This window comes from Amycolatopsis sp. YIM 10 (assembly GCF_009429145.1).
Lineage (GTDB): Bacteria > Actinomycetota > Actinomycetes > Mycobacteriales > Pseudonocardiaceae > Amycolatopsis.
This window is the reverse complement of record NZ_CP045480.1, coordinates 2,720,457-2,746,586: the sequence shown is the minus strand read 5'-3', so window position 1 is coordinate 2,746,586 and position 26,130 is coordinate 2,720,457. Positions and strand designations below refer to the sequence as shown.

At 69.0% G+C, this 26,130-nt stretch carries 41 protein-coding genes and 1 pseudogene; 11 read left to right on the top strand and 31 right to left on the bottom strand.

Features of this window, described 5'->3' with window-relative positions; genetic code table 11:
* Window positions 1–3: 3 nt before the first annotated feature.
* The gene (locus YIM_RS13500) at window positions 4–504 is read right to left on the bottom strand and encodes a transcriptional regulator (protein WP_228004705.1); all 501 of its coding nucleotides are present in this window, start codon (window positions 502–504) and stop codon (window positions 4–6) included.
* A gap of 64 nt (window positions 505–568) precedes the next feature.
* Here YIM_RS13500 and YIM_RS13495 point away from each other — a divergent pair.
* The 11 genes and pseudogenes from YIM_RS13495 to YIM_RS13445 all read left to right on the top strand — a co-directional run.
* Window positions 569–1,576 (top strand): annotated as a pseudogene (locus tag YIM_RS13495) (MFS transporter); the annotation flags it as partial.
* A gap of 60 nt (window positions 1,577–1,636) precedes the next feature.
* Window positions 1,637–1,951, top strand: coding sequence for a hypothetical protein (locus YIM_RS13490; RefSeq protein ID WP_153030690.1), 315 nt, complete (start codon window positions 1,637–1,639; stop codon window positions 1,949–1,951).
* A 239-nt stretch (window positions 1,952–2,190) separates the two neighbouring features.
* Entirely contained in the window at window positions 2,191–3,405 is a 1,215-nt protein-coding gene (locus YIM_RS13485) for a helix-turn-helix domain-containing protein (protein WP_153030689.1), read from the top strand.
* Between the two features lie 75 nt (window positions 3,406–3,480).
* Complete coding sequence (locus YIM_RS13480; protein WP_153030688.1) at window positions 3,481–3,738, top strand: hypothetical protein; 258 nt, start codon at window positions 3,481–3,483, stop codon at window positions 3,736–3,738.
* Window positions 3,735–4,061, top strand: coding sequence for a hypothetical protein (locus YIM_RS13475; protein WP_153030687.1), 327 nt, complete (start codon window positions 3,735–3,737; stop codon window positions 4,059–4,061). The genes YIM_RS13480 and YIM_RS13475 overlap by 4 nt, the downstream gene beginning before the upstream one ends.
* Entirely contained in the window at window positions 4,058–4,201 is a 144-nt protein-coding gene (locus YIM_RS13470; RefSeq protein ID WP_153030686.1) for a hypothetical protein, read from the top strand. The genes YIM_RS13475 and YIM_RS13470 overlap by 4 nt, the downstream gene beginning before the upstream one ends.
* Complete coding sequence (locus YIM_RS13465; protein WP_153030685.1) at window positions 4,194–4,688, top strand: helix-turn-helix domain-containing protein; 495 nt, start codon at window positions 4,194–4,196, stop codon at window positions 4,686–4,688. Before YIM_RS13470 ends, YIM_RS13465 begins: the two co-directional genes overlap by 8 nt.
* Before the next feature lie 10 nt (window positions 4,689–4,698).
* Complete coding sequence (locus tag YIM_RS13460; protein WP_153030684.1) at window positions 4,699–5,136, top strand: helix-turn-helix domain-containing protein; 438 nt, start codon at window positions 4,699–4,701, stop codon at window positions 5,134–5,136.
* A gap of 52 nt (window positions 5,137–5,188) precedes the next feature.
* A complete protein-coding gene (locus tag YIM_RS13455) occupies window positions 5,189–5,440 on the top strand; it encodes a hypothetical protein (protein WP_153030683.1) in 252 nt (83 codons plus the stop codon).
* Between the two features lie 774 nt (window positions 5,441–6,214).
* The gene (locus YIM_RS13450; RefSeq protein WP_153030682.1) at window positions 6,215–6,373 is read left to right on the top strand and encodes a hypothetical protein; all 159 of its coding nucleotides are present in this window, start codon (window positions 6,215–6,217) and stop codon (window positions 6,371–6,373) included.
* A gap of 95 nt (window positions 6,374–6,468) precedes the next feature.
* Window positions 6,469–6,744 carry a hypothetical protein gene (locus YIM_RS13445; protein WP_153030681.1) on the top strand — a complete coding sequence of 92 codons (276 nt, stop codon included), beginning with the start codon at window positions 6,469–6,471 and terminating at the stop codon, window positions 6,742–6,744.
* Between the two features lie 226 nt (window positions 6,745–6,970).
* Here YIM_RS13445 and YIM_RS13440 read toward each other — a convergent pair whose 3' ends face one another.
* The 30 genes from YIM_RS13440 to YIM_RS13295 form a co-directional block, all read right to left on the bottom strand.
* Entirely contained in the window at window positions 6,971–7,906 is a 936-nt protein-coding gene (locus tag YIM_RS13440; RefSeq protein ID WP_153030680.1) for an NUDIX hydrolase, read from the bottom strand.
* A gap of 215 nt (window positions 7,907–8,121) precedes the next feature.
* Window positions 8,122–8,343: a hypothetical protein gene (locus YIM_RS13435; protein ID WP_153030679.1), complete on the bottom strand. Its 222-nt coding sequence runs from the start codon at window positions 8,341–8,343 to the stop codon at window positions 8,122–8,124.
* Window positions 8,340–9,287, bottom strand: a complete 948-nt coding sequence (locus YIM_RS13430) for a glycoside hydrolase family 25 protein (RefSeq protein ID WP_153030678.1) — start codon at window positions 9,285–9,287, stop codon at window positions 8,340–8,342. Before YIM_RS13430 ends, YIM_RS13435 begins: the two co-directional genes overlap by 4 nt.
* 1 nt (window position 9,288) lies before the next feature.
* Window positions 9,289–9,510 carry a hypothetical protein gene (locus YIM_RS13425; protein ID WP_153030677.1) on the bottom strand — a complete coding sequence of 74 codons (222 nt, stop codon included), beginning with the start codon at window positions 9,508–9,510 and terminating at the stop codon, window positions 9,289–9,291.
* A 56-nt stretch (window positions 9,511–9,566) separates the two neighbouring features.
* Complete coding sequence (locus YIM_RS13420) at window positions 9,567–9,761, bottom strand: hypothetical protein (RefSeq protein WP_153030676.1); 195 nt, start codon at window positions 9,759–9,761, stop codon at window positions 9,567–9,569.
* Between the two features lie 14 nt (window positions 9,762–9,775).
* Window positions 9,776–10,288, bottom strand: coding sequence for a hypothetical protein (locus YIM_RS13415; RefSeq protein WP_153030675.1), 513 nt, complete (start codon window positions 10,286–10,288; stop codon window positions 9,776–9,778).
* A 15-nt stretch (window positions 10,289–10,303) separates the two neighbouring features.
* Window positions 10,304–11,023 carry a hypothetical protein gene (locus YIM_RS13410; protein WP_153030674.1) on the bottom strand — a complete coding sequence of 240 codons (720 nt, stop codon included), beginning with the start codon at window positions 11,021–11,023 and terminating at the stop codon, window positions 10,304–10,306.
* Window positions 11,020–12,135 carry a DUF5047 domain-containing protein gene (locus YIM_RS13405; RefSeq protein WP_153030673.1) on the bottom strand — a complete coding sequence of 372 codons (1,116 nt, stop codon included), beginning with the start codon at window positions 12,133–12,135 and terminating at the stop codon, window positions 11,020–11,022. Before YIM_RS13405 ends, YIM_RS13410 begins: the two co-directional genes overlap by 4 nt.
* Window positions 12,132–13,532: a hypothetical protein gene (locus YIM_RS13400; RefSeq protein WP_153030672.1), complete on the bottom strand. Its 1,401-nt coding sequence runs from the start codon at window positions 13,530–13,532 to the stop codon at window positions 12,132–12,134. The genes YIM_RS13405 and YIM_RS13400 overlap by 4 nt, the downstream gene beginning before the upstream one ends.
* Window positions 13,529–15,325 carry a hypothetical protein gene (locus tag YIM_RS13395; RefSeq protein WP_153030671.1) on the bottom strand — a complete coding sequence of 599 codons (1,797 nt, stop codon included), beginning with the start codon at window positions 15,323–15,325 and terminating at the stop codon, window positions 13,529–13,531. Before YIM_RS13395 ends, YIM_RS13400 begins: the two co-directional genes overlap by 4 nt.
* A gap of 214 nt (window positions 15,326–15,539) precedes the next feature.
* Complete coding sequence (locus YIM_RS13390; protein WP_153030670.1) at window positions 15,540–16,037, bottom strand: hypothetical protein; 498 nt, start codon at window positions 16,035–16,037, stop codon at window positions 15,540–15,542.
* Between the two features lie 29 nt (window positions 16,038–16,066).
* On the bottom strand, window positions 16,067–16,210 hold the full coding sequence (locus YIM_RS13385; RefSeq protein ID WP_153030669.1) for a hypothetical protein: 144 nt from the start codon (window positions 16,208–16,210) through the stop codon (window positions 16,067–16,069).
* Between the two features lie 41 nt (window positions 16,211–16,251).
* A complete protein-coding gene (locus YIM_RS13380) occupies window positions 16,252–16,533 on the bottom strand; it encodes a hypothetical protein (protein ID WP_153030668.1) in 282 nt (93 codons plus the stop codon).
* Window positions 16,530–16,820, bottom strand: coding sequence for a hypothetical protein (locus YIM_RS13375; protein WP_153030667.1), 291 nt, complete (start codon window positions 16,818–16,820; stop codon window positions 16,530–16,532). The genes YIM_RS13380 and YIM_RS13375 overlap by 4 nt, the downstream gene beginning before the upstream one ends.
* Window positions 16,821–16,875: 55 nt before the next feature.
* Window positions 16,876–17,268: a hypothetical protein gene (locus YIM_RS13370; RefSeq protein WP_153030666.1), complete on the bottom strand. Its 393-nt coding sequence runs from the start codon at window positions 17,266–17,268 to the stop codon at window positions 16,876–16,878.
* A gap of 22 nt (window positions 17,269–17,290) precedes the next feature.
* Entirely contained in the window at window positions 17,291–17,665 is a 375-nt protein-coding gene (locus YIM_RS13365; protein ID WP_153030665.1) for a hypothetical protein, read from the bottom strand.
* A complete protein-coding gene (locus tag YIM_RS13360; protein ID WP_153030664.1) occupies window positions 17,662–18,012 on the bottom strand; it encodes a phage head-tail connector protein in 351 nt (116 codons plus the stop codon). Before YIM_RS13360 ends, YIM_RS13365 begins: the two co-directional genes overlap by 4 nt.
* A 2-nt stretch (window positions 18,013–18,014) precedes the next feature.
* Entirely contained in the window at window positions 18,015–19,406 is a 1,392-nt protein-coding gene (locus tag YIM_RS13355; protein ID WP_153030663.1) for a phage major capsid protein, read from the bottom strand.
* A gap of 156 nt (window positions 19,407–19,562) precedes the next feature.
* Complete coding sequence (locus YIM_RS13350; RefSeq protein ID WP_153030662.1) at window positions 19,563–20,153, bottom strand: HK97 family phage prohead protease; 591 nt, start codon at window positions 20,151–20,153, stop codon at window positions 19,563–19,565.
* Window positions 20,146–20,436 (bottom strand): hypothetical protein, encoded by a 291-nt coding sequence (locus tag YIM_RS13345; protein WP_153030661.1) that lies wholly within the window; start codon window positions 20,434–20,436, stop codon window positions 20,146–20,148. Before YIM_RS13345 ends, YIM_RS13350 begins: the two co-directional genes overlap by 8 nt.
* Window positions 20,436–21,698: a phage portal protein gene (locus YIM_RS13340; protein ID WP_153030660.1), complete on the bottom strand. Its 1,263-nt coding sequence runs from the start codon at window positions 21,696–21,698 to the stop codon at window positions 20,436–20,438. Before YIM_RS13340 ends, YIM_RS13345 begins: the two co-directional genes overlap by 1 nt.
* Entirely contained in the window at window positions 21,683–21,886 is a 204-nt protein-coding gene (locus tag YIM_RS13335; protein ID WP_153030659.1) for a hypothetical protein, read from the bottom strand. The genes YIM_RS13340 and YIM_RS13335 overlap by 16 nt, the downstream gene beginning before the upstream one ends.
* 40 nt (window positions 21,887–21,926) lie before the next feature.
* Window positions 21,927–23,570, bottom strand: coding sequence for a terminase (locus YIM_RS13330; protein ID WP_228004704.1), 1,644 nt, complete (start codon window positions 23,568–23,570; stop codon window positions 21,927–21,929).
* Window positions 23,500–23,826 (bottom strand): hypothetical protein, encoded by a 327-nt coding sequence (locus YIM_RS13325; protein ID WP_153030658.1) that lies wholly within the window; start codon window positions 23,824–23,826, stop codon window positions 23,500–23,502. Before YIM_RS13325 ends, YIM_RS13330 begins: the two co-directional genes overlap by 71 nt.
* Window positions 23,827–24,263: 437 nt before the next feature.
* Complete coding sequence (locus tag YIM_RS13320; protein ID WP_153030657.1) at window positions 24,264–24,488, bottom strand: hypothetical protein; 225 nt, start codon at window positions 24,486–24,488, stop codon at window positions 24,264–24,266.
* On the bottom strand, window positions 24,485–24,661 hold the full coding sequence (locus YIM_RS13315) for a hypothetical protein (RefSeq protein WP_153030656.1): 177 nt from the start codon (window positions 24,659–24,661) through the stop codon (window positions 24,485–24,487). The genes YIM_RS13320 and YIM_RS13315 overlap by 4 nt, the downstream gene beginning before the upstream one ends.
* Window positions 24,662–24,663: 2 nt before the next feature.
* Entirely contained in the window at window positions 24,664–24,942 is a 279-nt protein-coding gene (locus YIM_RS13310; protein WP_153030655.1) for an HNH endonuclease, read from the bottom strand.
* Window positions 24,939–25,253 (bottom strand): hypothetical protein, encoded by a 315-nt coding sequence (locus YIM_RS13305; protein ID WP_153030654.1) that lies wholly within the window; start codon window positions 25,251–25,253, stop codon window positions 24,939–24,941. Before YIM_RS13305 ends, YIM_RS13310 begins: the two co-directional genes overlap by 4 nt.
* On the bottom strand, window positions 25,250–25,666 hold the full coding sequence (locus YIM_RS13300) for a hypothetical protein (protein WP_153030653.1): 417 nt from the start codon (window positions 25,664–25,666) through the stop codon (window positions 25,250–25,252). Before YIM_RS13300 ends, YIM_RS13305 begins: the two co-directional genes overlap by 4 nt.
* A complete protein-coding gene (locus YIM_RS13295; RefSeq protein WP_153030652.1) occupies window positions 25,663–26,130 on the bottom strand; it encodes a DUF6221 family protein in 468 nt (155 codons plus the stop codon). Before YIM_RS13295 ends, YIM_RS13300 begins: the two co-directional genes overlap by 4 nt.

Here is a 26,130-nt window from a genome sequence, read left to right as displayed (position 1 = left end):
GGATTACGTGCTGGGGTACAGCGCCAGGTACACCGCGGTCCGCTCGGCACCCGGGTCGACCGGGCGCGCCGCGAACTCCTCGAGCAGCCCGTACAGGCGGCGCTTGAACTCCGCGTGCTCCTCCTCTGGCAGCTGCACCACCAGGCGCGTCTGCTCGACCTTGGCCGTCCCGGTTTCGGCGACCTCGGCGAGGTAGGCCTCCAGCGAGGCCTGGCCCAGTTCCTCGCTCTCGTCCAGCTGGAGGTTCCAAGACAGCCCGGTCGACAGGTACGGGATCTCCTTCGCGCCGCGGTTGCCGCGGCGGGCGGGCTGCGGCGCCAGGAAGCCGGTGTCCACCAGCTTGCGCACGTGGTGGAGCACGGTCGCGGGGTCCTTGCCCAGCCGCTGCGCCAGTTCCTTGTTGGTCAGCGCTTCCTTGAAGGTCAACCGGATGATGCGCAGGCGTATTCCCGAGGCCAGCGCGTTCGCCTCGGCCTCGGTCGCGGTCCGTCGTTCCGTGCCCACGGCGGTCAGCCTACGTCGGCAAAGTGATTGACACTTTCCAATCACTTCCGCTTGACTGCCACCCGTGCGTGAAGACTCCCTGTGGCGGCATGCCGATTTCCGCCGGCTGTGGGCCGGTGACACGGCCAGCCAGCTCGGCTCCTTCGTCGGGCACACCGTGCTCCCGCTGCTCGCCGCCACCGTGCTGGCCGCGAGCCCGTTCGAGATGGGCGTGCTGACCGCCGCGGAGACGCTGGCGTTCCTGCTCATCGGCCTGCCCGCCGGGGCGTGGGTGGACCGCATCCGGCGGCGGCCGCTGATGCTGCGGGCCGACTTCACCCGCGCCGCGCTGCTGATCTCGGTGCCGCTCGCCTGGTGGGCCGGCGTGCTCACGCTGACGCAGCTGGTCGTGGTCGCGCTGCTGACCGGGGTGTGCACGGTGTTCTTCGACGTGGCCTACCAGTCGTACCTGCCCTCGCTCGTCGGGCGCGACCAGCTGCTGGAGGGCAACGCGAAACTCCAGTCCAGCCAGTCGGTCTCGCAGGTGGTCGGCCCGGGGATCGGCGGTGGCCTCGCGCAGCTGCTGGGCCCGGCGAACGCGGTGCTGATGACCGGGCTGGGCTTTCTCACCTCGGCGCTGTGCCTGCTGCGGATCCGGCGCACCGAGCCAGAACCGGAACCGCACGAGAACCCGAAGTTGTCCGCCCAGATCGCCGAGGGCCTGCGGTTCGTCTTCGGCAACCGCACGCTGCGCGCGATCACCTCGTCCACCGCGACCGCCAACTTCGCGAACGGCATCTTCCTCGCGGTGGAAATGCTGTTCCTGACCCGCACGCTGGGCCTGTCGGCGGCCGCGGTCGGTGTGCTGCTCGCCGCGGGCGGCGCGGGCAGCGTGCTCGGCGCGCTGACCTCCGGCCTGGTCAACCGGAAGATCGGGCAGGCGAGGGCGATCTGGCTGATCCCGCTGCTGACCTGGCCCGCGCACCTGCTGGTCCCGCTCGCCGCTCCCGGCTGGCGGCTCGGCTTCGCCGTGGTCGGGCTTGTCGTGTTCGGCTACGGGGTGATCGTCTACAACGTCGCGCAGGTCAGCTTCACGGTGTGACATGTCGGCGGTGCTCGCTGCTGACATGTCTGTCACCAGGGAGTTCGCCGCATGTCTCCGCGTACGACCAACCCGTTCACGCCGTGGCGGATCGTCGCCCTCCTGCTGGCGGCCCCTTTCGGCATCGTAGCCACCGCCGTGCTGATCGCGCTTGGCGAGAACGCGTGGGTGCTCGACCTGCGCTGGGAGTCGGACGCCACGGGCGCGCCGGCGGCGATCTGGTCGCCGGCCGACACCGCCGAGGAGGGCGACCACTACTGCGCGGAACTCGCTGCCAGCTACCCGGCCGCACCGGAGCTTGACGCTCACGTGCGGTGGGTGCGCACCACCGACTGGTATCGAGCCCGATGCGGCGCCGCCGGATGATCGGCCGCGTCTGGCCCTGGTGGATCACCACCCCGCCGTACCTGATCTACATCACCGTCCGGCTGGCGATCGAGGATCTTACCGCCAAGTAACCATCTCGTGACTGAGCGCACCGCCCCTTTCCGAGTGAGCCACTCAACCGCGTAGCCTGGTAGGCGTACCTCTTCGCCGAGGGAAGTCCCCCGGCCGACGGGCCGGGGGCACGCGAAGGGGTCGCACTCGGCGAAAAGGTGACGGTCATGGCAGACCCAGACAGCATCGGCGCGCGCATGAAAGCGGCTCGCGGCAAGCTCATCACACAGAGGCAACTCGCCGAGATGGCGGACGTCAGCCTCTCCTTGATCAAGGCCCTCGAGGGCGGGCAGCGGCACACCGCGCAGGTCGGCAACCTGCAGAAGATCGCGAAGGCCCTCGACCTCGAACTCCCTGATCTTCTGGGCAAGCGCGCGGCACTGCCGACCGCAGACGGCGGTGTCGTCGACATCCGCCGAGCGCTCACCCCCGTGGACGACCTGCTCGACGGCGGCGACCTCGACGGCGAACCTGTCACCATCGACGAAGCGCGGCGCACGGTCAGCTACCTGTGGGGCGCCTACTGGGCCGGGCGGTACGAACTGCTCGGCGCGCTGCTGCCCGACGCGCTCGCGCAGCTGCGCGCCACCGCGCAGGCGGTCGACTCCGCGGACGCCCTGGAGGCGTCCAGCCTGCTCGCCCGCGGCTACCAAGCCGCCGGGGATACCCTCGTCCACCTCGGGCAGCCCGATGCCGCGTGGCTCGCTGTCCGGCAGGCAATCGACGCGGCGCGCAAGAGCGAGGACGTCCTGCTCTACGCCGCCATGCGGGTGTCCGTGTCGTGGCAGCTGCTCGTGCAGGGCCGCTACCTCGAGTCGGAACGGGTGGCGGTCGCAGCAGCACACGACATCGAGCCGCACGGGACTACGTCGGACACCGAGCTGGCCGCGTACGGGATGCTCACAGTCACGGCCGCCACCGCCGCGGCGCGTCTTCGTACCGACGGTGCCAACGGCCGGGCTGCCGACCTGCTCGGTGAGGCGAAGGAAACGGCTGACCGGCTCGGGTACGAACGCAGCGACCACCAGAGCAGCTTTGGGCCCGCGAAGGTCGCGATGCTGACCGTGGACTGCGCCGTGGTGCGAGACGACTGGACGGGTGCATTGACGGCCGCCAAAGCGCTGCCGCGCGAAGCGCCCTTACCGCTCGCGACTCGTGCGCGGCATCTCGCCGATGTGGCCCTAGCGCAGCTTCGACTCGGCCACGGCGAAAAGGCGCTAAGCACCGTCCTCGCAATGGAATCGATGGCGCCCGACTGGATTCAATACCAGACTCTGCCGCGACAAGTCGTTTCCGAGTTGGTCGAGCGGGAACGTCGAATGCACGACGAGTTGCGCGATCTCGCGCGACGGCTCGGCGCGATCGGGAAACGCCTGATTTGACGGCCGCTTACTCCGATCGGGTAGGTACACATGGTGTGTACCTTCCCGATCATTGGAGCTTTTAGCGTCATCTGAGTGACGCGCAGCAAAGAACCTTCCTGGAGTTGGAAACAGACGTGGCCAATCCAGGCCAGGTCACAGACCGGCCGCCCGGTTACGCTCGCCGTGGGAATCGTCACCAGCACATCAGACGGCGAACCCGTCGACATTTTCGGTATTCGTGTCGGACGACTCGGCGAGACGGTCGCACTTGAGAACCCCACCCAAATCGGCCTGCTGCTCGCGAACATCCGGGAAGCCGCCGAAAACCTCGACATCGACGAGCTGCGGTGAGCACTGCCGTGGCCGAGCGAGAGGCTGCGCCGTTCTTCCGGCAGGACGGCGAGGGGTACGCCGAGTTCGTGAAGCTGGTGTGGCGGACGTGCAGCTGGTGCGGGCTGGTGGCGCCGAGCGCGCGGGACAACCTGGAGCACCAGGCGCGGTGTGACGAGCGCGAGATACCGCAGCAGCCCGCGCCCGAGGTGCCGACGCAGCCGGAGCCGCGGCCGCGGCCCGAGCCGCCGTTCCCGCCCCCGCCCGCACCGGCGGCGCCCCCGGATTGGTTCGAGCAGCCACCGGCAGCTGGTGCCGCGCGACCGGGGGTGCCTCAGCGATGACCGACCCGACCGAGATCCAGCCGATGAACTTGGCGGGCACGCCGCTGGACCCGCGCGTGGTCAACGCCGCCGAGGAACAGCAGTACGCCGAGGAGCTGGGCGACGTGGTGAGGCGGGCGATGGAGGACCCCGATGCTTGACACCTACCGCCGGGAGATCGGCGCCAACGTACGCACGGCCCGGCTGCGGACCGGGCTGTCCCAGCAGCAGGCCGCGCAGCGGATGATGCCGCCGGTACTGCCGAAGACGCTCGAGGCCTGGGAGACCGGTCAGGAGACGATGACGGCACGGCAGCTGATCGACGTGTGCCGCGTGCTCGGCGTGCACCTGGCCCTCGTGCTGCCCGTCCTGGAGTTGGAAGAGCCGCCATTCGACACGCTACTGGTGCGCGCCGAGCTGCTGCGCAACAACGAGGCGCCCGACCTGGTCCCGCTGGCCACGTGGGCGGCAGGCTACGACGACGACGTCATCACGGTCACGCCCGAGGTGCTGCGCCACGCCGCGGAGCTGTGCAACCAGAGACCGTTGGCACTGCACAACATGCTGAAAATACTGGTGCGGGCCGGGCACCGCGGCCGGCCGGTGCGGTCGAGCGAAACCGCGCTGGCGCTCCAGAAGTGGAGATGAGAGGAGAACCGTGACGGTTCAGGATCAGAAGAAACCGCTGACGTTCCAGGAGGAGCTGGGGCAGGCTCTCCGGCTCGCCCGCGTGCACGCGAACCTCACGGTCCGGCAGGTTGCGCAGCGGATGTTGCCGCAGGTGACCCGGGCGTGCGTGTGGACTTGGGAGAGCGGCGCGATCATGATCCCGCTCCCGCGCCTGCGGGACTACGCCCGGGTGCTCGGCCTGCCGGTCGCGGCCATCATCCCGCCGGCGCCCTGGCAGGTGGTGCAGGCTACCCGCCTACGGCGGACCACGATCACGGAGCTTCGCCCCCTGGTCGAGTGGGCACGGGGCTACGGCGAGGACCTGATCCGGTTCTCCCCGGAGACCGTGGCCGAGGCCGCGCGCATGTGCAACGTCACCCCGGCGCGGCTGCAAACCACCCTGACCCGGATTCAACTGACCGCGTGACCAGAGCGATCCGATCTACATCGGGAACCCTCACCAGGAAAGGCGGTAGCTGATGGCGATCGACAGCAAGTACGGGCCGGTGTCCATACCGGGCAGCACCATCGCGGCGGACGAACCGGTGTTCGTGCTGCGCGGGCAAGACCGGCTGGCACCGGACGCGATGCGCGCGTACCTGGAGCTGTGTAAGAAGGCGGGCGTCCCGCAGCACCACCTCGACGCGCTGGAGCAGTCGATTGTGGACATGGTGCGTTGGCAGGCCAACAACTACACCCAGACCCCGCGCTCGGCAGGTGCTGGCCGGTGAGCGAACCCCACGCCCCCGAGGAGACCGCGGAGGAACGACTCGCGAGGCTCCGCCAGGAGCTGCTGGACGAGATCGCCGAGAAGACGGGGACGAAGGACCAGTGACCTCCCTGGCGGACCGGGCAGACCCCCGACTGTCCCCGGCCCGCCGGGGTTCCAACCCTGCCGGGTCAGCTCCTGTCCGGCAGCGGTCCCCCAGGCACGCGACCCCCAGAGCGGGCCGGGACCGGCCGGGGGCAGCCAGATGAGCGACTGGCTGCCCCTGGTGCGCAGCTCTGCCGGGGATGGCCCGGCAGTGATCCCCGTGTGGCGCAGGCACGCGGGTTGATCGCCCGGGGGCGGTCAGGCACCTGTCGCCTGGCCGCCCCCGGCGCCGCGAGCTGAGCGGGCCACCCCAGCACACACCGCGGGCGGAGTTCACCACGCCAATACTTGCGTGTGCTACCTAACCTGTTGGCGGCACACGGAGACCGGGGGGATGCCGGGCGGCCACCTGCTCCCGGCAGCCGCGCCCCCCGGCGCGCTGACGCGGGCGCGCCGGTCCGCCCCTCGGGGGCAGCGGTGGCCACCCGGCGCCACAGCGTCCCGGGTGGCCACCCTGCCGAATCTGGTCAGCCGTCTTTTCGATTCCAAATCTGGTCAGCAACCTGACCAAAGTGCGCCGATCTGGCTCCCAAGAAAAAGATCTTCAACTTTCTCCGTCTCAGGACTTGCGTTTGCCACCCTAGGGTAGCTATAGTTCTTATATCAGCAAGAGAGACCAAGGAGAAGCGAAATGCACTTCCACCTCCAGCTCGACCCCGGCGCCGAATTCCTCCTCCGCCAGAACGAAGACGGGACCTTTGAGATCCTGATCACCGAGCCGAGCAGCGAGAACTCCACGGTGATCGAACTCTCCGGGCCCCAGGTGATGGCCCTGCGGGACCTGAGATAGGGGCTCCGCCCCCGGCCGAGAGGCCGGGGGCACCCCCTCCGAGAATCTCAAATCCCCCCTTGCGTTTGCTACCCTAGGGTGCCTATACTTGGGTTATGACGGAGAGCGCGAGATTCCAGCCGGAGACCCGGGACGACATCCTCGGCTGGCTGGCCGGGATGGACTCCCTGACCCGGGCACGGGTCGCCGGACTCCTGGTGGACCGGCCCACGATCGAGGCGGTCGGCGCGGCCCGGCGGGAAGCGGTCTGGGAGCTGTCCCGGGAGCACGGCGGGAAGGGCACGGCTGCGCTGCTGGGGGTGGGCACGGCGGCGGTACACAAGGCGGTGGTGCTGCACAACAAGGCGGTGAACGCGCGGGTACAGGGTTGATCTTGCTGATGCGGGGCGTGGGTGCATGTCACCCGCGCCCCGCTTTTTCGTGTGCCCGCAACAGGTTAGGTAGCACATGCAAGTTTTGGCCTGGTGATCTCCACCCCGCATGCCCTACCCTGGCCCGGCGATCCCCGTGTTCCAGGTGACCGCGGCTCGCCGGGTTGCAGCCCCGAGCGGGCCAGGCCCCCGGCCGCACCGCGGCCGGGGGCTCTCCATGCCAGGCCTACAGCGCCGCTTCGAGGCCTCGCTGGTGGTCCGGCCACAACCGCCCCATCACCTCGGCGTCGAGTTCGTCCACGTCGACCCAGCGGGCACCGGTGGCCGGGTCGAGCACCGGCGCCACCGTCTCGGCCAACTGGTAGAACACGGTGAACGTCACGGTCCAGGCGTGCAGGGTGTGCGGCGAGGAGACCGGCCGGATCGCGCGCACGATCCGCGCGTACGTCCCGTTCGGGATGGCCAGCCCGGTCTCCTCGGTGGTCTTGCGGGCACCGGCCGCGATGATCCCGTCTCGGTCCACCGGCCGGTCACCGGCGCGCCACTGCGCCGCGGTGCGCCCGAAATCGGCCGGCGTGGAGTAGCCGCCGACCAGGCACGGGATCGGGCCGCGCGCGGTGGTGCGCTCGCCGATGAGGACCAGGCCCCGCGTGGTGGTGACCACCGTGTCCACCACCACCGTCTCCCCCGCCCACCAGCCGTAACCGAGCCCGGTGGGCAGGCCGATCCGGTCGTCGGCCAGCAGCTGCTCATGATGCGGGTGCAGCGCCCGGCCGTGCTGGTCAAGCACCCAGCCACGGCCGCGGCTGTAGCGCTGAAGCTCGGTGTCGACCTGGACCGGCTCGGCCGCCGTGCTGGTGGTGATGTCCGGATCCATCTCCTCGGGCGGGCAGCCGTCGCGGTTGGGGTGACCGACCGCGTCGTACCCGGCCGGGATCGTCGCGCGGCTGATCAGGGTGCCGTACACGAACCCGAGTTCGCCCGGGGTGTAGCCGGGGCTGGTGGCGTGCAGCCGGGCGCCGTAGCCGGGCTGCGTGGTCTCGGCCAGATACCCGGCGATCTCGTCCAGGGTCTCGGCCGGGTACGGGTGTTCGCCGTACCCGGGTCCCCACAGGTGGGTTTCGGGCAGCAGTCGCGCGTCATGGGTGGTTGGGGAGGTCATGATCGAAGCCAAGCAGCGATCACCCTGCGCGCGCACCTACCAGCAGTTGTTGACCTTGAGCTGACACGTTTCTGGCCAATATCAGGAAAACTACCGACAGGATCGGCGCTTTCCTTGTGAAACAACGAGAAACCCCGCACTCCGATGTGGAGTGCGGGGCTCTCGTCATTCGCGCGGTGCCCGCTGCGGGCGGGCTGTATGGGACGCCTCCGATCCTACCCGGGGGCCTTCGGCCCGTTGCGCACCACGGCGACGGTGCCGCCGCCGAGCAGCGCGCCGAGCACGCCGCACACCAGCACCGCGGTGTCGGTGTCGATGTGCACGCCGATGAGGGCCAGGAGGCCGACCACCGCGCTGGGGCTGAGCCCGGCGAGCACGCCGGCCACCGCCTTCGCGTACTGCTTCCACCACGGAGCGGCCGGGGCGGGCGCGGTCACCGGAACGCCGCCACGGCACCGTGCTGGTCGCCCTCCAAGGTGTAAAGGACCTCGGCGGTGACCGCGCCGTCGGGCACCTTGAGCACGAGCGGGCGGGCGGGGTCGATCCAGAGTTCGCCCTGCGGGGTGCCCACATCGGCGGTGCCCGTCTCCGGCGAGGGGCCGAACCACTTCACGTGGTGGAGCTGGAAACCCATGAAGCCGCGCGAGATCGTGAACTCCTTCGCCCACTTCGGCACAACCGCGGTGCGCGACTGGTACTCGCCTTCGGTCAGTTCCATGTTGGTGTCCTCCATCGGATCGGTGTCGGTCGGCGTGCTCTGGCCGCCGAGCAGTGCGGCGAACTCCTGGCGAGTGCCGCGGAAAGCGTTGAGGTCCAGCGGGGCGTATCCGGCCACCCGGCCGGAGCTGGAGAACTGGAGCAGCGCGACGCCGAGGCCGCCGAAGCCGTCCCAGTAGTGCGCGGGAACGTCGGCGTACTCCTCGGCGATGGTGCCCTGCGCGTTGTCGGGGTACCGCGAGGACCACAGCGGCGGCAGCCCGGCCAGCTTGGGCTTGCCGATCTGGAGCCAGTACCACCGCGGCAGGTACAACAGCGGCACCGGATACCCGGCGGCGCGCAACCGGTCCACGATCTCGCGGGTCAGCGCGACGTTGCCGCTGTTGCCCTCCACGTCGGGGATGACCGGCATCCCGGCGGGCACCGTGCGGCGCACGTTGTCCACCTGCGCCGCGGCGGAGATGCCGGCGCGCTGGTAGTGGTAGGCGCCCACGAGCAGCCCGGCCTTGTGGGCGCGGGCAATGTTCTCGTCAAACCGCGGGTCCACGAACCCGGATCCCTCGGTGGCCTTGCAGATGACGAACTCCACACCCTCGGCGCGCGCCTGGTGCAGGTTCGGGTTACCGCCCTGGTGGTGGGCGATGTCGAGTCCGAAAAGGACCATGTCAGGCTCCTAGTACGGCGTTGAGGGACTGGACGATCGCGCCGGAGCCAGCGGCCGCGATCCCGGCGGCGATCCAGATCTTGCGCTCCAGGGACCGGATGCGGGATTCGTGGTCCGCGATGGACTTCACGTCGGAGCGCATGTCGCGTACTTCGTCGTGCACGGCTTGCAGCTCGGCGTAGATCTCGTTCATCGTGACCACCACGCCGTGGGTGTCCGCCATTCTTCTCATCTCCTTCTCGTGTCCACAGTGGTCACGAAGACTCGGGTTGTGACGCGCTAGTCGGTGACCAGCGCGCCGTTGTGCCACTCGTCCGGCATCGGGTTGGTGTGGCACGGCACCAGCTCGTTGCCGGGCTCGGTCTGGCTGTCCGGGTTGCCCGGGGTGTACCAGCCGAGCAGCTGGCAGTCCTGCCGTTTCCCCGCGTGCCAGTTGGCGTCAGCGGTCGCCCAGTGCAGCCACTCGTCTTCCATGGTGTTTCCCTTCCTCAGCCCGGTGCCGGGACGATCAGCGCGTCGAAACCCGTTGCCGGGCTGTATGCCTGGCCGCCGTTGCCCGGGTCGCCGGAGTCCTTGATCGCAGTCAGGCCCAGCGTCCGGCCGCCGGTCAGCGACGCAGAAACCCCGGACACGGTGAAGTACTTCTGGACGTTGTTCGGCCAGGTCGCCGTCACCACACCGTTCACTTTGGACAGAACCTGCGCGATACCGGTGTCCTGAATGTAGAAGCTCCAGCCCGTTTCGAACTTGGAGAACCGGATACCTCCGGCCATCACGATGAAGTACGGCCATCCGGGGTCGCTGAAGCTGGCGGTGCAGGCGACGAAATGGCTGGTCTTGACCGCGGTGTCCACCGCGCCCGAGGTGATCCGGATCGCGCGGCGCCCGGCCGTGCCAAGCTTGGTGTCGAGCGCGGTGGCCAAGGCCTCGATGTCGGCGGGCACGTTCGGCGCGTCGCCGAGCGCCGGGTACGGAAGGCCGTTGATCGGAGTGTCAGGCACGGCAATTCTCCTTTCTCAGTAGGGAATGACGGTCAGATGACGGCGGTCGAACGTGATGAACCCGTCGCCTGAGTAGCGGGTGTACTTCGCGGTGAAGGTGTTCATGCCGCTGTTCAGGCCGGGCAGGATGGTCTTGTCGATCACGAAGGTGGAGGACACGCTCGCCCCGATGTTGTTGTCGTAGTCGGGGTCGAAGGTGAAGTGCGACAGGCGGATCGCGCGGTAGTAGTTCGCGGGGATCGTCGAAGCCCCGGTGATCTCGAAGCCCATCATTCCGGAGGTGTCGCCACCGACTTCCATGTATGCACTCAGGATCACCAGCGCGCGGCACGCCGAGCTGATGTAGACGTCCGATAGAACCGGGCCGCTGGTGTCGCCGGTGGACAGGTCGCGCCAGACGTTGATGCCCCCGGCGCTGAGCGTCCCGGTGTTGGCGGCGAAGGCCGTGCGCATCGCCAGCGCCGCACCGGCACCCGGCGCGGCGACCCGGCCGAGGATGAAGTACGTGGTCTTGATGCGCATCAGCACCACGGTGTCGTTCGAGGCGAACAGCACGCCCGGACCACTGGAGAGCACCCGCAGGTTCACGAACTGCTGGCCGTTGATGTCGACGGTGTTCGCACCCGAGATCGGGTCCCACGACACCACGACGCCGGTGTGGTAACCGATGTCGGCGGACTGCTGCGGTGCCTGCGCCTGCGCGGCCATGAGGTCGGCCAGGATGTCGGCCTTCATACGACGGGGACTCCGATCAGCTTCTGCCGGGTGGTCGCGGACATCGCGGTCCCGGCGACGAGCGGGTGGGTGACCTGTTCGAGCACGTGAATCTCGGTGTCCTCGAACTGGTCGTACTCGACGGCCACCACGTCCAGCGGCTCCAGCGCGGTGTTCACCACGGCCTGGAAGTCCACCCGGTACGGCAGCCCCTGGGCGCGCTGGAGCTGCGCGCGGGCCGCGTCCTCGCACTGCGCGGTGGAGGTCAGGAACGAGCTGCTGTAGAACTTCGGGACCTTGCCGTACGGGCCGTCCCAGCGGGTGGGGCTGTAGGGGTTGGTGTCCAGCGCGACACCGCGCACCGGCGGCAGCTCGCCGGCCGGTTCCCCGGTGGCCACCACGGCGTTGTACACGCCCTTGCGGGTCAAGCCGCGGGACATCTGGGTGAGCACGCCGCGCGCGCCCTGGTTCACGCGGAACACCGGCACATCCGGGTTCGGCGCCTTCCTGATCACGAGCACACCGCGGTGATCCCAGTACCAAACCCGCGCCCGGCTGTCGACGATGTCCTGGAGGAACTCGAAACGGGACTTCTCCACCACGTGGCTGATCCCGAACGGGGTGTTCGCGTCGAAGTCGAATTCGATCGTCGCGCTGGGATAGACCTCCTTGACCAGGAGGTCGAAGACCTGCGCGATGGTCGCGGTCGGGCCGAACTCGAACGGCTGGAGCACGTCGGCCTCGATGAGCCCGCCCATGCGGTCCTCGGCGACGAGCCGGATTTCCCCGAGGCGGCGCGCGTCGGCCTGGTCGACGTCGGTGAGCCGGAAATAGCCGAGCCCGACGAACTCCTTCGTTCCGTCGCCGTAGTCGATGCCGCGCTCGATGAACAGCTCGTTGCCGTAGGGGGTCAGCAGCGCCGAGGGGGTGCGGGGGAACTCGTCGACCACGGTCACGTTCGCCGTGCCGCGTACGGCGGCGGTGGCGTCGAGCTTCACGTCTCCCGAGCGCAGCGCCAGGACCGGGCCGACCGGGTTCACGCCGGTCTGGCCCGGCGCGCACACCCGCACCCGGGACACCATCTTGTGCGATCCCCGTACCGCGTCGAGGAACCGCGCGCTGACCGGCCTCATGGGACGATCACCTCGGACTCGGCCACGATGTCGAGCACATCGGAGTAGGTCGGCTCCGCGGCGATCAGATCGGCGTAGGTGGCGAACAGGCCGGGCAGGTCGCCGTAGGTGACCGTGGTGGAGAACACCCCGGCGTCGGGGGCGGCGACCTCGACCAACGGGAGCGTGAAGTGCCGCCGCTGGGCGCGCTGGGACTTGCGGCCGTAGGCGTAGTTGCCGATGACCGCATACATCGTCGGGATCGGGCAGTCCGGGCCGAGCGACTGGAACAGCATCACCTCACCGGCGGCGAACCGGGTATCGAGGTCGGCCGCCGCGCCCACGGTGTCGGTGGTGACGCGCAGTTCCATCGACCGCCCAGAGTGCAGGTCGGTGACCGCCACCGGCAGAGTCCGGTTGATCACGTCGAACACCCCGGTCCGCGCGGTGCGGCCGATGTCGCCGAACCCGGTCACGTTGACCTGGACGTTGTTGTTGGGGCGGCGCAAGTTCTTGATCCAGAACTGCGTGTTGACCGGCGTGATGCTGGTGGACTCCTGGCTGATCCACGGCGCCTTCCGCATGGACCAGATGACCGCGCGCGAGATCGCCGCGGCACCACCGGTGATGGTCAGCGTCTGCGCCGCCACGCTGCTGATGTTCGACGCGGCGCTCGCACGCTGCCAGATCGCCGCCTGGTCCAGCCCGACCGCGGTGGAGTTCACCGCGCTGTTGAGGAACAGGCTCAACACGCTCGTGGTGGTGACCTCGGCGAGCTTGTGCGCCACCAGCGCGATCGCCGAGTTGGGGTCGGGCACCGTCAGCGACGGCGTCGGGATGTTCTGCCCGGACGCGTTGGTCTGCGTGGCCAGCGCGGTGTAGCCGGGCTCGGCGTTGGAGAACCCCACGATGTAGGCGGTCACCGTGTCCCCGGCCGCCCCACCAGCCGGGGTGATCGTCGGGTTGACGGTGCCCGCGGTCCACCGCTTGTGGAACACCTTCACCGTCTGGTAGTCGATGATCTTGATCCACCCGGCCGGGGTGTCCACGGTCTGCGCGGTGCTGCGGCAGGCCACCACCAGGGTGAGCAGCATCCCATCGACCTGGAGCCCGGCCGCGATCGTCGGCGTGACCGCCGCGTTGTCGGCGTGCACCGGCCCGTCGCCGTTGGAGTACGAGATCTGTGCGTTGTCCACGTAGGACGCCCGGTAGTGGTTGACCACGCCCGGGATGTACTCGTAGTCGTCGACCACCCCGGCACCGCCGGACAGCCCGACCGTGAGCCCGGCGCGCACTGTGGTCCAGGTGATCGTGTCGGTGGAGCGCTCGACGATCGCGTGGTCGGCCACCGCCGGGGCGCCGGCCAGCTGCACCCGCACCCGGCCGAGGTCGCCGAGGTAGGTCGCGGCGATGCTCATCGGAAACTCCCCGCCCCGGCGCGGATGCTGCGCGCGGCCTCCAACGTGTTCTCCTCGATCCGGATGTCGACGATGTCGGTCAGCTCGGTGTCTCCGATGTAGACGTGGATGATCGGCGGCGCCGAGCTGGCGCCGATGGCCTCGGCAGTGGTGTCCGCGTTGGTCACCCGGCCGGTACTGCCCGGGGTGAACAACTCCGGGCCCTTCTCACCGACCAAATAGGACCGGCCACCGATGGCGGTACCGCCCTTGGCCAGCATCGGAATCTTCGGAATCGCGGGAATTCCAACCGCGCCAGTCACGGTGTTAATTGCGCCGATGGCTCCGTTGGCGAAACCAATCACACCGTTGATCGCGTTTTTGAATCCGCTTTTGATGCCGTCCCAGACGCCGCCGATGAACGAGCCGATCCCGGAGAACACGTTCTTGATCGTGGAGGAGAAGCCGTTCCACTTATCGACGATCCAATCGACGACGGTCCCCACGACATTCTTGATGCCGTTGACGACGTTGTCCCACGCCTGCTTGACGGCGGCCACGATGATCTGGAAGCCAAGTTTGAATTGCTCCCATTTCTGAACGATCCAGTCCACAATGGACGTGATCAGGTCGCTGCACCACTTCCACACCGCGTCCCAGATACCCCGGAAAAAGTCCAGGTTCGAGATCACCAGCGCGATAATCGCGATGATCGCGACAATCGCGGCGATCACCAGTCCAATCGGGTTCGCGCTCATCGCCGCGTTGAGCAGCCACTGCACCACGGTGTACGCGGCGACCGCCGCTTTCCACAGGTTCACCGCCAGCGTCACGGCCTGGATCGCCAGGGCGATACCGCCAATGGCGATCGCCAGCGGGCCGATCCACGCCATGTTCGCGGCGAAGAACGCGGCGAGCCCTTGCAGGATCGGGCCAAGGATCTGGATCGCCGGGACCAGCACCGCGGCCACCTGGCCGGCCAGCGTGCCGAACGCGGCGGCCAGCGGCGGGATCACCGGGGCCACGGCGGTCAACGCCGCGGCCAGCACACCGCCGACGGCTTCGCCGATCATGCGCACGGCCTCGAAGAACGCCAGCAGCGCGGTCTGTCCCTCGAAGCTGTTGAGGAAGTTCGCGACAACCCCGACCAGGGTGCCGATCGTGCCGCCGAACCCCAGGCCCGCGGCGTCGGCCGCGGCGAACACCGAGCTGATGATCGAGCCGAGCTGGCCGAGGAACGCGAACAGCCCGGAGAACGCGTCGATCGCGCGCTGGATCCACGCGGCCAGCGACCCATCGGCGGCCGCGGCCTGAACGAACGCGTTGAACTGCTCGCCCGCCGCACCGAGCCCGGTCGTGAGCTGCGCGAGCATCGGCGCCGCCACCGCGCCGATAGTGATGAACGCCTGACCCACCGGCGCCAGGAAGGCACCGAGGTTCTGGATCACCTTCGAGAACTGCACGAAGATCGTGTTGAGCTGGCTCGCCGCGGTGGTGTTCTTCAGCATCGCGGTGAACTTGGTGGCAGCGCCACCGATCGCGGTCGCGATCGACTGCAACCCCGTCTTCAGTTGGGGCAGAACGGTTTTGAGGTTGTTCACCGCCGGGGTCAAGGACTTCTCGAAGCTGGCCGAGACCGCGGACTTCAGTCCGTCGAGCGTGGGTGTCAGCCCGGCGAACGCGGCCTTGATTCCGTCTCCGCCGAGCTTGATCGCGGCCATGACACCGACGAGCCCGAACAGCGCGGGCACCGCCAGCCCGGCCGCGCCAGACACCGCAGTGAGCGCGCTGACCACGGCGAGCACCAGGCCCACACCACCACCGAACGCACCCACCGCACTCGCGGCCTTCAGCATCGACGCCGCAGCCGCACCGACCTTCGCCGGAACCGCGGCAAACCCCTGCTTCATCTTCTCGGTGCGCTGCTCGACGGCCTTGACCTGAGCAGCCACCACCGCGGCCGCCTTGACGAACCCAGTGGCCGAACCGTCGAACCGGATCTTGATCGTGCGCTGCCCGCTGGCCATCTCAGCCGCCCTCGCTGAAGTCACGGACCACGTTGTCCGCGGCCCGGTTCCACGCCGCGGAGATCGCCGCCTGCTCCTCCTCGACCACCGGGAAAAACCAGTAGGCGGCGGTGCCGCGGTGGCGACGGTGGTATTGCAGACCAGAGCTACCGGCGTAGTGCGGACCCGCGTACCAGCCGGACCGGCTGCTCATCCCGAAGATCGAACCGAACAACAGCGCCCAAGCCGGCGCTCGGTTGCGGCCGAGCTTCTTGTTTCCGCCGGCCGAAATCACCGGCACCCGGTCCCGCTCGGCGCGCACCGTCGAAGCCACGTGCGCGGACTGCGGCGCGCTGTCGGCCATGCCGGAGGCCTTGACCTTCACCGCCAGGTTCTTCGACAGCTCCAGCGACGCGTCCCGCAGTTCCTTCGACGCGTCCTTGGGCAGTGCCGAGAGTGCGCGCAGGGTCTCGCGCGCACCCTCGATATGCAGGTTGACGGTCAGCGCGGTCTTGGCCATCGGTGTTCACCTGCTCCCGGTTCAGTCGGTCATCCGCTGTACTGCGGGCCACCGGCCCCAGGCGCCCGTTGGCCGCGGGCGGCGGTCTTGTTCTGCTCCTTGCGCTGTTCCTCCATCAGCTCCAGGGCTGTGGTGATCAGCGCGTCGTCTTCCTCGTCGAGCCAGTCGTGCACCGGCGTCTGCGTGGAGATCGCCAGCGCGACGAGGCGGCGGGTCAGAGACCCGCGAGGGTAGGGTCCGCCTCCACGTCCATCTCGAATTCCAGATCGAACAGGTCGGTGAATTCCTTCTCGTTGGCGAAGTCATGCATCAGGACGATGTTCTGCCGCTTCACCGCGCAGTAGGCGATGCCGTAGAAGTCGATCAGCGACATATTGTCCTGAATGGACTTGAAGGTCTTGCCCCGGTGAGTCCGTTCCCACAGCACGATGTCGCGCGTGGTGGCGGTCAGCTCGGTGACTTCGCCTTCGTCGTCCTTGAGCTTGAGCGTGATCACAGCGAGAAAACCCCTCTCGTGACGGATGCGACCGCCGAGTAGTTGACGAATGCCTTGCCCGCGTTGGGGTCCCCGATCGGCTGGCCGAACAGGGACGGGCTGAACGGACCGAACAGCTTCCGATCGGCGGCGGGCACGGACACCTCCAGGTCCTCGACCGGAAGGCCCTCGACGTTCTGTGTGGACACCACCGTGACGACGACCGGCGCACCGGAATCGTTGACGACTTCCAGGAAAACCCTGCCGGTGTCGATGATGTCGCCGTCGACGTTCGGCGCGGTCAGCACCGGAGTCAGTCCACTCCGGACAATCGGCTGAGTAACCGGGGACAAGCGCGCCATATCAGGCCACCCTCTCGTACAGCGGCAGACCGACGCACTGGAAAGTCACTTCGGTCATTTCGGTTTCGCGGGCTTCTCCACCGGCCGGGCCGGGCTTGACGACCAGCTCGCCGGTCCAGCGCACGTGCTCGTTGGGAACGTTGGGGTGGTGGTCGAGCACGAACGCAGCGGTCTCGCCGTTGTGCGCCCACAGGTAATCCGAGATCCCGCCGGAACGCCAGTCCGCGTAGAACGTGACTTCGAGCGTCGGCTCCGGATCGGTCTCCTCGACAGCTTCCCCGTCCGGGCACTGGGAGTACAGGCGGTCGCCGTCCTCGATGCCGGGGTCCAAGTTCCAGGTTTGCACCTGGCACTCGAACGAAGTTCCGCCGATGGTGAACTGAATCACCTTCAAGCGCTTCTGGTGGATGGCCACGTCAGGCCCCCATTTCTTGTGTCAGCGGGAAATCCGCGTCGAAGGTGTAGGCGGGCAGCTCGGTGTTGGCACCGACGTAGGTGCCCGGGTTCGCGCCCGCGATCGTGGCGTCGGTGGTCTCGATCGCCTGTGCCACAACGGGAACCAGCTCGTACAGCTCGGGCAGCGTCCGCTCGGCGAAGCCGACGACCAGGAAAACCGGGAAGGTCGCCGAGGTGGGCATGCCGCCGGTGTTGTAGGCATCCCATGCCAGCCGCGGTGCGCCGACCACCAGGCCGGGCGGGGCGATCGAATCGCCCAGCCCGTACACCCGGCAGCCGTCCACGGTGGACAGTGCGGCCGTGAGCTGCTCGTGCGCGGCCTGGATCGGGTTCATGCGAACACCGGCCCTCGGAAGCGGCCGATTCCCAGCAGGCGCTCGATGTCCGGGTCGAACGCCGGAATCCGGGCGCTGCCGAGTTCGCCCATCGCGACGAGGGCGTCCGGCGACCGGCGGCGGGTGAACCACCGGCCGGCCAGCCGGAGCGTGCCCAGTTCGAGATCCGCCGTCGGCTCGGGCAGCTCGGTCAGCGGATCGGCCGCGTAGTTGAACTCCGGCCGCACACGCTGGATGAACGCGATCGCCGCGGCCAGCTGCTGCGCCAGTACCGCGTCGTCGCGCGTGTCCGACTCGGGGATCTTCAAGTCGGCCTTGAGATCATCCAGCGTGGGCGGCCAAGTCATCGTCAGGCCGCCGTGACCGTCTGGACTGACACGGAGTTCGGGTTGCGCACCAGAACGCCGACGTAGCCCCAGATGCCCATGCGGACGAACGCGGGGCCACCGACCTGCTCGTAGGTGAAGTCGAGCAGGTCCGACTCGCCGAGGATGACCGCATGGCGGCGCAGCACCGCGTACTTCTCGGGGTACGCGGTCGGGACACCGGCGGTGCCCACGACGTCGCTGCCCTCGATGTCGCCCATCAGCACGTTGCCCACCGCGCCCGCCGCGTTCTGCGGGTTGTACCGGGACACGGGCATGAGCGGCCGGCTGTTGCCGTCCTTGAGCTTGCGGAACGCGCCGAACCGGCGGAAGTTCGCGATGACCAGGTCGGCCGGCCCGCGCTGGTCACCGGAGACCGCCATCTGCCCGTCGATCACGCCGTCGATCGCGGCGGCGTCCGTGGCGAACGCGGCCTCGGTGGCGAACGTGGTCCCCGCGGCCGTGCCGCCCGCGAGGATCGCCGCGCACACGATGTTTTCGACCTTGGTGTCCCAGGCGGCACGCAGGTCGCCCATGATCAGCATGTCGACGGCCGGGGTGGACGAGCCGAGCAGCTGGCGCGCGACATCCTGGTAGGCGGCTTCGGTGTGCGGCGTGAGCGTGTCGTGGTTGGTGGTGAAGCGATCGACGCCCCACGCCGGGGTGTTCGCGCCCTCGGCGGCCTGCGGGACGATGTTCTGGTCGGTGCCGCCGGTCTGCTTGGGCAGCACGAGCGGACGCGGGTCGTCACCGAGCGGAATGTGGCGGACCATGTTCGCCACGACGCGGACCTGCCGGGCGATCGACTCGTATTCCTCGGTCAGCCACTTCGGCGGGATGATGCCCGTTCCGCCCGAGGCCTGCGTGACCGCCCGCATGTGCTCCTCAAGGCGCTTGGTCGCCTCGGCGTCGCCGAGCACCTTGGAGCGGTAGTGGTCACCGAAGAAAGAGTTTTGGCCGCCGTCCTTGACAGACCGGTAGTGGCCCGGGTCGCGGTCGCGTGTGGTGGTGCGCGAGCGGGAACGGTGGTGCTCACCGGCGAGGTTCTCGCCCTCGGTGTCGCCCTCGGCCAGCCGCGCGGCCATCTCGCCGGCATTCCGGGCGCGGTTCTGCTGCTGCTCGTCGCCGGTCTCGCGCGTCAGGGTCTCCAGGCGGTCGGCCTGCTCGGACGCTGACCGGCTGTGCTGCTCGGCGTTGGCGAGCTGCTCGATCTGCGCGGTCAGGGCCTGGAGCTTCGCGACGTCGTCGGTGATGGAACGAAGTTCGTCGCTGGTGAGGTCTCGGTTCTCGTCGAGCGCCTTCTTCTGGACGCTGTCGATGGAGGTGCGCAGCTCGTCGTGCTGATTGCGCAACCGGACCAGATAAGGGTTCGGCATGACGCCGGTCCTCCCGGTTCGAGTGGATTGGGTTCATCCGCCCGATTGGCCGGGGTGCTCGCTTCGGTGAGGGGCGAGGGTGTCGGCGTCCGCGTCTGTTCGGAGTATAACCCCCATAACCGCTTAGCAGGTTATGTTGGTCAGGCTGCGTCGGCGTCAGTGCGAGCCTGGTCGAGTGAGCAGATCCGCGTCGACGGACAGCGTCGGCAGGTTCGCGATGATCTGCGCGGCAGCCGCGCGACGTTCCATAGTGGACGCACTACGCACCGCCAGAACCGAGGCGTCACCGCCGTAGGCGCCAGCCATCACGACGGCCACTTCGGTCAGCGTCGCCGTCGCACGCTCGATCACCCCACCGGGAAGCGTGCGGTTCTGTCCTTCCCGGAACCCGATGCTGAGTTCGGACAGCGCGCCGTCCTTGATCAGTTCGAGCGTCTCGTCACCCTTCTCCGTTTTGGACACGCGCCACTCGCCGTAGAGCCCGGCGGCGTCGTCACGGAGCAGCGTGGTCGGACCGATCAGCGTGCCGCCGTGCGGTCCGTGGTCCCTGAAGAACCCGATACGGTGCGCGGCGCGCAGTTGTGCATTGAACGCGCCACGGCCGAACTGCTCGGTCAGGCGCGAGTCGATGCGCTGTGGCTTGCCGTACGGCACGGCGATACCGACCACAGTCCGGCCGTCGCCGCCCTGCGCCGCCGAACGCACCTCCAGCTCGGGCATGAAGCACCGCGTCAGAATCTCAGTCACCGTCGGGCTCCTTCACGAATCGCCACCCGGCATCGAAATGCTCACGGCACACGCCCAGACCGGCGACGGCTTCGGGCTCGTCGCACCAGCCGACGATGCAGACCATCGGCCCCGCCGGGGCGGTGTCCTCGGGAGGAGCTGGATCGGCCTGCTCGGTGGGAGCGGTTTCCTCAGCGGCGGCAGTGTCGACCGTGGCCGTTCCCTCGGCAGCGGCCGCGGCGGTGTCCTCAGCAGTAGCCGGGGCGGCCTTCTCGGCCGGGGTCTTGCGGGTCCTGGGTGGCATTACTCGGCTCCTTGCGGTTGTTCCTGATCGGCTGGCACGTCGGCGGGCGCAGGCGATGGGGTCTGCGGCTCGGCCTTCTTGTCGTCGATGCCGGGGACCGGCCGGCGGTTCTCGATCTGGCGGACCTCGCTGCGGAGCAGGAACCCGGACCGGATGCCGATCTCGTAGGCCTGGTACCGGGTCAGGGTGTCCGCGCGCAGCACGGCGTCGAGGTCGGCCTGCACCCACGTGCTCGTCGGGAACTGGAGCGTCAGCGTCTGCTCGAATCGGCCCAGGTGACCGCTGAGGGAGAACTTGAGCAGGTCGATCGACTCGCTCTCGCTGGTGCTGTAGGTCATCGAGTCCCCTGTGGACGCACCGAGGAACCGCGGCGGCAACCCCAGGATGTTCGCTATCTCCAGCAACGAGAACTTCCGCGCCTCGACCAGCTGCATCTCCTCCGGCTTCCACGCCAGCGGGGTGAACTCGGTGGTCGCGTTGAGCACCGCGACCGTCCGGTCACGCATGTTCCGCAACCACGACTGCTTGACCGCGATCAGGTCGCCTTCGGTGGCGTCCGGGTTGGTCGAGCGCAGCACCGCCGTGGGCACACCGTTCTGCGAGATGCTGCGGGCCTGGCGCCCCAGCTCGGCCGCCAGATCGAGGGTGCCAGAGCCGTTGAAATGCTTCTCCAGCACGCCGACACCGCGCAGCCGTCCCGGCTCGCACGGGCCCTTCACGTGGATTACCTCGTCGGCGGAGAAGCCCGGCAGGCCGCCGATTTGGTACTCGATCGCGCCTTTCGGCAGCTCCGAGTAGGTCTCGCCGTTCACCCGCCGCACGCCCACCCAGCTCGACGGGACCGGCACCACCGCGGTCGGGGTGCCCTGACGGTCCCACTCGACGATCACACCGACCGCGTTGCCGTTCTGCACGAGATCGGCCGTCCAGTTCGACACCGTGTTGATCCGCGTTTCCTCCGGGTTCGGCTGCTCCAGCAGGAGCGGCCGCGGCCGGATCTTCTCCGCGAAATCCTCATCGGTCTCGGTGTAGGCATCCCATGGCAGATTGCCCAGCAGGTCCGCGATCAGCATCACCCCGCGGTCGAAGCCGGGGATACCGAGCGCCTGCACGTAGGCGCTGCTGCCCCACGGGCGTTCACCGGCGCCGAGCACGGCCGATGGGCCGATACGCAAGCCATCCGAGACGATCATGCGCGACTGCTGGGGCGCCGGTGGCGTGGCCCGGAACAGCTTGCCCAGCCCCATCAGCGCCCCCGCCACTCGGCGGCGATGGCGACCGCGGCGACCGTGAGCCCGCCGATGAGCAGCACCCAGGCCAGCCCCGCGAGCAGGTACAGCCCGGCCGCCGCGGCGCCGCCGCCGCCGACCTGGAGCGCGGTCGGCGCGGCGGCGCGCGCACGCGCGAGCGCCCGCGTCACAGTGGCGTTCGCGCCGGTGAGGTCCATCATGTGTGCGATTCTCGCACACACGTTCGCTATCCGAACATGATCAGACGACCATCGGGCGCGGCGGCGGCTTCTCCTCCGGCGGCATCGTCCGCGCCATGTGCGTTGCACCGGCCGCCCCGTACACGCTGTCGACGTGACCGGCACCGCGCCGGGTGAACACCCAGCCCTCGCCACGCTGGAGCTTCTCCGCTCCGCCCACCTGGGCGTCCAGCAGCGGGTCACCGGAGTTCAGCACGTCCCCGTCCTTGACCAGGCTGGCGAACCCCATGCACACCGCGGGCAGGTCCTTGCGGATCTCCTCAACCTCGACCCCAGGCGGCGGCCACTGCTCCCCGTCGCGCTGCGCACCCACAGCCATCTCCGCCGCGACCGCCGCGGCCGGGCCCGACGGGAACCAGCCGAACCGACGCGGCTTGATCTGCCGCACCCATGGCCGCAGCTCGGCGCGCAACTGCTGCATGGCCAGCGGCCCGGACCACGCCTTGACCGGCTCGACCCGTACGCGGCGCCCGTCGGGCAGCACCGCGGCGGTCACGAGCGTGGCGTGCTGTTCGTCGATCGACACGTCGAGGACGAGCGCCAGGCGGTCGCGCAGGCCGTCCATGCTCGCCGGGTCCTTGCCCTTCTCCCAGCCCTCGCGGCTCAGCGCGGGGTTCAGGTTCGGCACGTCCATGCACAGGATCTCGGTCAGGAACTTCGCCAGCGCTTCCCCACCCTCGCGCTTGACGCGCCGGGCGTCGGCCAGCAGCGACCCCAGCCCGACCCGCCGCCCGAGGTTCGGGTTCGCCATCGCCAGCGCGTGCGGGTCGTCCGGCTCCGAGCCCTGCGGGGCGCTCCACTCGAACCACCCCATCTCCGGGTCCGAGTCGGGGCGCAGCGTCTCGCGGCCGGTGACCTCGTCGACTTCGATCGCTTCCCGGCGTAGCGCGTTGAGCACGATGGCGCGCGCGTCGCCCTTGTTCGAGATCCCGAAAGCCTGCGCGTCCGCGACCGCGTTCATGGCGTTGTAGCTGGCGTTCCACGGGTCCCACGAGTCGTGCTCGCGCAGCTCGTCGAGGATGAGCCGGTTCACGGTCAGCGACCGGCCGCCCTTGCGGTTCGAGGCGGCGATCTTGTACCGGCACCGGCGGCGCTTCCCGTCCGCATAGGACAGCACCGTCAGGGTCTGCTCGCCGTTCGCCCGTCGGACACCGCCCTTCGGCACGTCCTCGTCGAGTACCTCGATGGACTCGACCAGTTCGACGGCCTTCTCCCAGGACTCGCGGGCGTAGTCGAGGTTGGTCGAGGTGCCCAGCACAAGGCCGACCTGAAGCACGAACAGCCAGTACAGCGACAGCACGACGAGTACGTGCGTCTTGCCGTTCTGCCGGGCGACGATCACCAGCACCTTGCGGAACCGTGGGCGCCCGTCGGGCAGGAGCTCGCCGGCGTGGATGACCAGCCACCGCTCCCATGGATCGAGCGGCTGTTCGAGGATCTCGCGCGCGAAGTCGTCGGCGCCGAACCCGTACGAGGTCTCTGGGGTCAGCGCGCACCCGCACCCGCACGGGCCGGGCGCGCCGACGACGAGCGGCGGCGTGTAGAGCCGCGGCTCGGTCCGCCCGAGGATCCGCTCAGTCGGTCCCGGTTCGTACGGCGTGCTCGGCTCGGAGAGCGTGGAGCTTGGCCCGCTTGGGGTTCCCACCGTCACCGTCACCTGGCGTACCTCCCTTCGGCACGATCGCCTTGCGCGCGGCCGGGGTCGCGCCGAGGTCGCCGAGCACCGCCAGCAGCTTCCCGCCGAGCTCGGCGATCGTCCGCCCGCTGGTCTCGTCGTCGATCGCCCGCGCGAGCCTGCGCGCCAGCTCGCACGCCGCGGCGTCTTCGTCTTCGAGATCGAGCGTGTCCAGCGTCCGCTCGACCGCGCCCAGCAGGCCGTCGACGGGCTGATCATCGGTCATCGCGGGCCTCCGTGGGAGCGCGGGGAGAGAGAGGACACAAGGGACGTGGATGTCCGGGCGGGGTCGGAGCTCAAAAAACCGCAGGTCAGGGGCTTGTCCACTGTGGACGTGCGTTTGTGCAGGTCAGCGCGTTGCATGAGGCATTGCATGATGATCATCGTGCACGCCTACGTGCCAGGGTGGTAGCCCTGCCCAGTACCCACCCATGCAGCAGCGCCCTGTGCAGCCCCCACCACATGGCCAGCCTTCGGTGCCACGGTGTGAGGTGGTGCCCGCACTCGACGCACCGCATCCACCTGGTGGTGGTCCACATGTGCTGATGTGCTGGTGCCCTGCTCATCGTGGACACCTGCACTGGCAGCGGCAGGTACACGCCGGTGGAGGCGGGGGTGGTGGTGCTGGCTGGCGCGGGGTCTGCCCCTGCATGCGCTGGTGGGTCATGCGTCCACCACGATGTCGTCGGGGTGCACGGTCTCCCGGGTGGGTTCCGGGGCCTTGCCCACAGACCGGCAGTAGAGCGCGTGCAGCTGCCCCGTGGGAGCCGGGTACTCGACCACCGGGCAGCGGATCATCTCGAATCCGACGACCTTCGCGCGTCGGAGCACGCCGTCGCCCTGGTCCACGTCGACCAGCTCGCCGATCTCGGGGGTGTGCTCGGTCATGGGCGCCACACTTCGTTCCCGTCCGAGTCGGTGATGTTGATCGTCCGGTAGTCCTTGTGCTCGCGGCTGAAGTCACCAGCTCCCAGGATCAGTGCTTCGAACGAGTTCGAGATGACGCGCTCGGGCTGGCCGTTCAGCTCGTAGTGCAGTTCGTACGGCGGCTGGTCGGCCATCGTCACCACTCCGTCATGGGTCGGGGTTCGGGGTCAGGCTGATTGTTGGGGTCACCAACGTCCATATTGCACTTCCGGTGCGCCGCCTGGAGCCACGCCGGATCGTCGCCGTACTTCTTGCCGCGGATGTGGTGCACCGACGCGGACATCGGGTGCGGGTGCTCCAGCAGCGGGTCGATGGCGAAGCCGCACAGCCCGCAGATCCAGCGGTCCCGGTTGAGGACGAACAGGCGGGTCCGGCGCCACGCCCGCGTGGAGCCTCCGGCCCAGGCCTCGCTCATCGGTCGGTTCGCGCCGGGCGTCCGCGTCGTCCCTCGACCCACCGGCGCAGCCTGGTTACCTGTGCCTCGGTGTGGTGGCTGCATTTCGCGGCGCATGGCCAGCTCTGGCCGCAGACGGCGCACTCGATGACCACCGGGTGGTAGTGCAGGCAGCACAGTTCCGGCTCGGAGCAGTAGATGTAGCGGGGCCGGTGCGGCTGGTCTCCCTTGATGATGGGGCGCGCTCGCCACTGCGCCTCCACCGCAGCCTCCAGTTCGGCACGGCGTGCTCGCAGGTCGGCCCACCACTCGCCGAGGGTCGGTTCCGTCACGACCACCACTCTTCCCCGTCCTCGTCGTCGTCGAGGACGGTTCCACAGTGGATGCACAGGCCGGAGTTGTCCGGGTCGGCGTGGCCGTCGGCCGCGCACACCCAGTTGCGCAGGCCTGGGGGCGGTTCGCCGCGCGAGACGCCGCGCGGCGGCAGGGCCGGGTTCTGGCCGTGCTCCAGGATGATGTCCCAACGTTCGGCGCGGGTCAGCTCGTACCACTCCTTCCCGGCCACCGAGCGTTCGTTGTGGACTCGCCGGGTGACCCGTCTGCCCGCGGCGAAGCCGCGCCAGTAGGCGGGTGAGGTCTCGCTGCCGGGGCTGCTGGTGGCGTTCTGGTAGACGGACTCCCAGCCCGCCGCGACGCCCCGCGCCCACTGGGCGGCGTGGTCGTCCTCGATCAGGATCTCGATCACGGGCGCCACTCCTCGCGGTAGTCCGGGTGGCCGGCATACGGCAGGGCGAGCAGGCGGACGGTCGGGCAAGGCGCCTCGACGTCGCCGTCCGGCGAGTACTCCGACTCGCTGCACACCTTGCAGACCTCGACCTCGCACGCCTCCTGATCCGGCCACCAGATCGAGATGCGCGACGCGTGCAGCTCAATGATCCGCTGCTTCGCCTCCAGCTCGTCGAGTGCCCGTTTCGGGTCCCACCGGATGATGTGCTCACCCTCGGCCAGCCAGGTCTCGGCGCGGGGAATCAGCTGGCGCGAGGAAGTGCCGTTCTCGGACGAGATCGTCCGCGTGCCGCCCTGCCACCGCCAGCGCGGTAGCGGGGCGCCGCCCTTCGCGCGGGCCAGGGCGTTGACGCCCAGGGGCTTGCGAGCCGCTTCCGCGTCGTCGGCGACGCGGGCTCGCAGGAACTCGATCAAGTCGTTCAC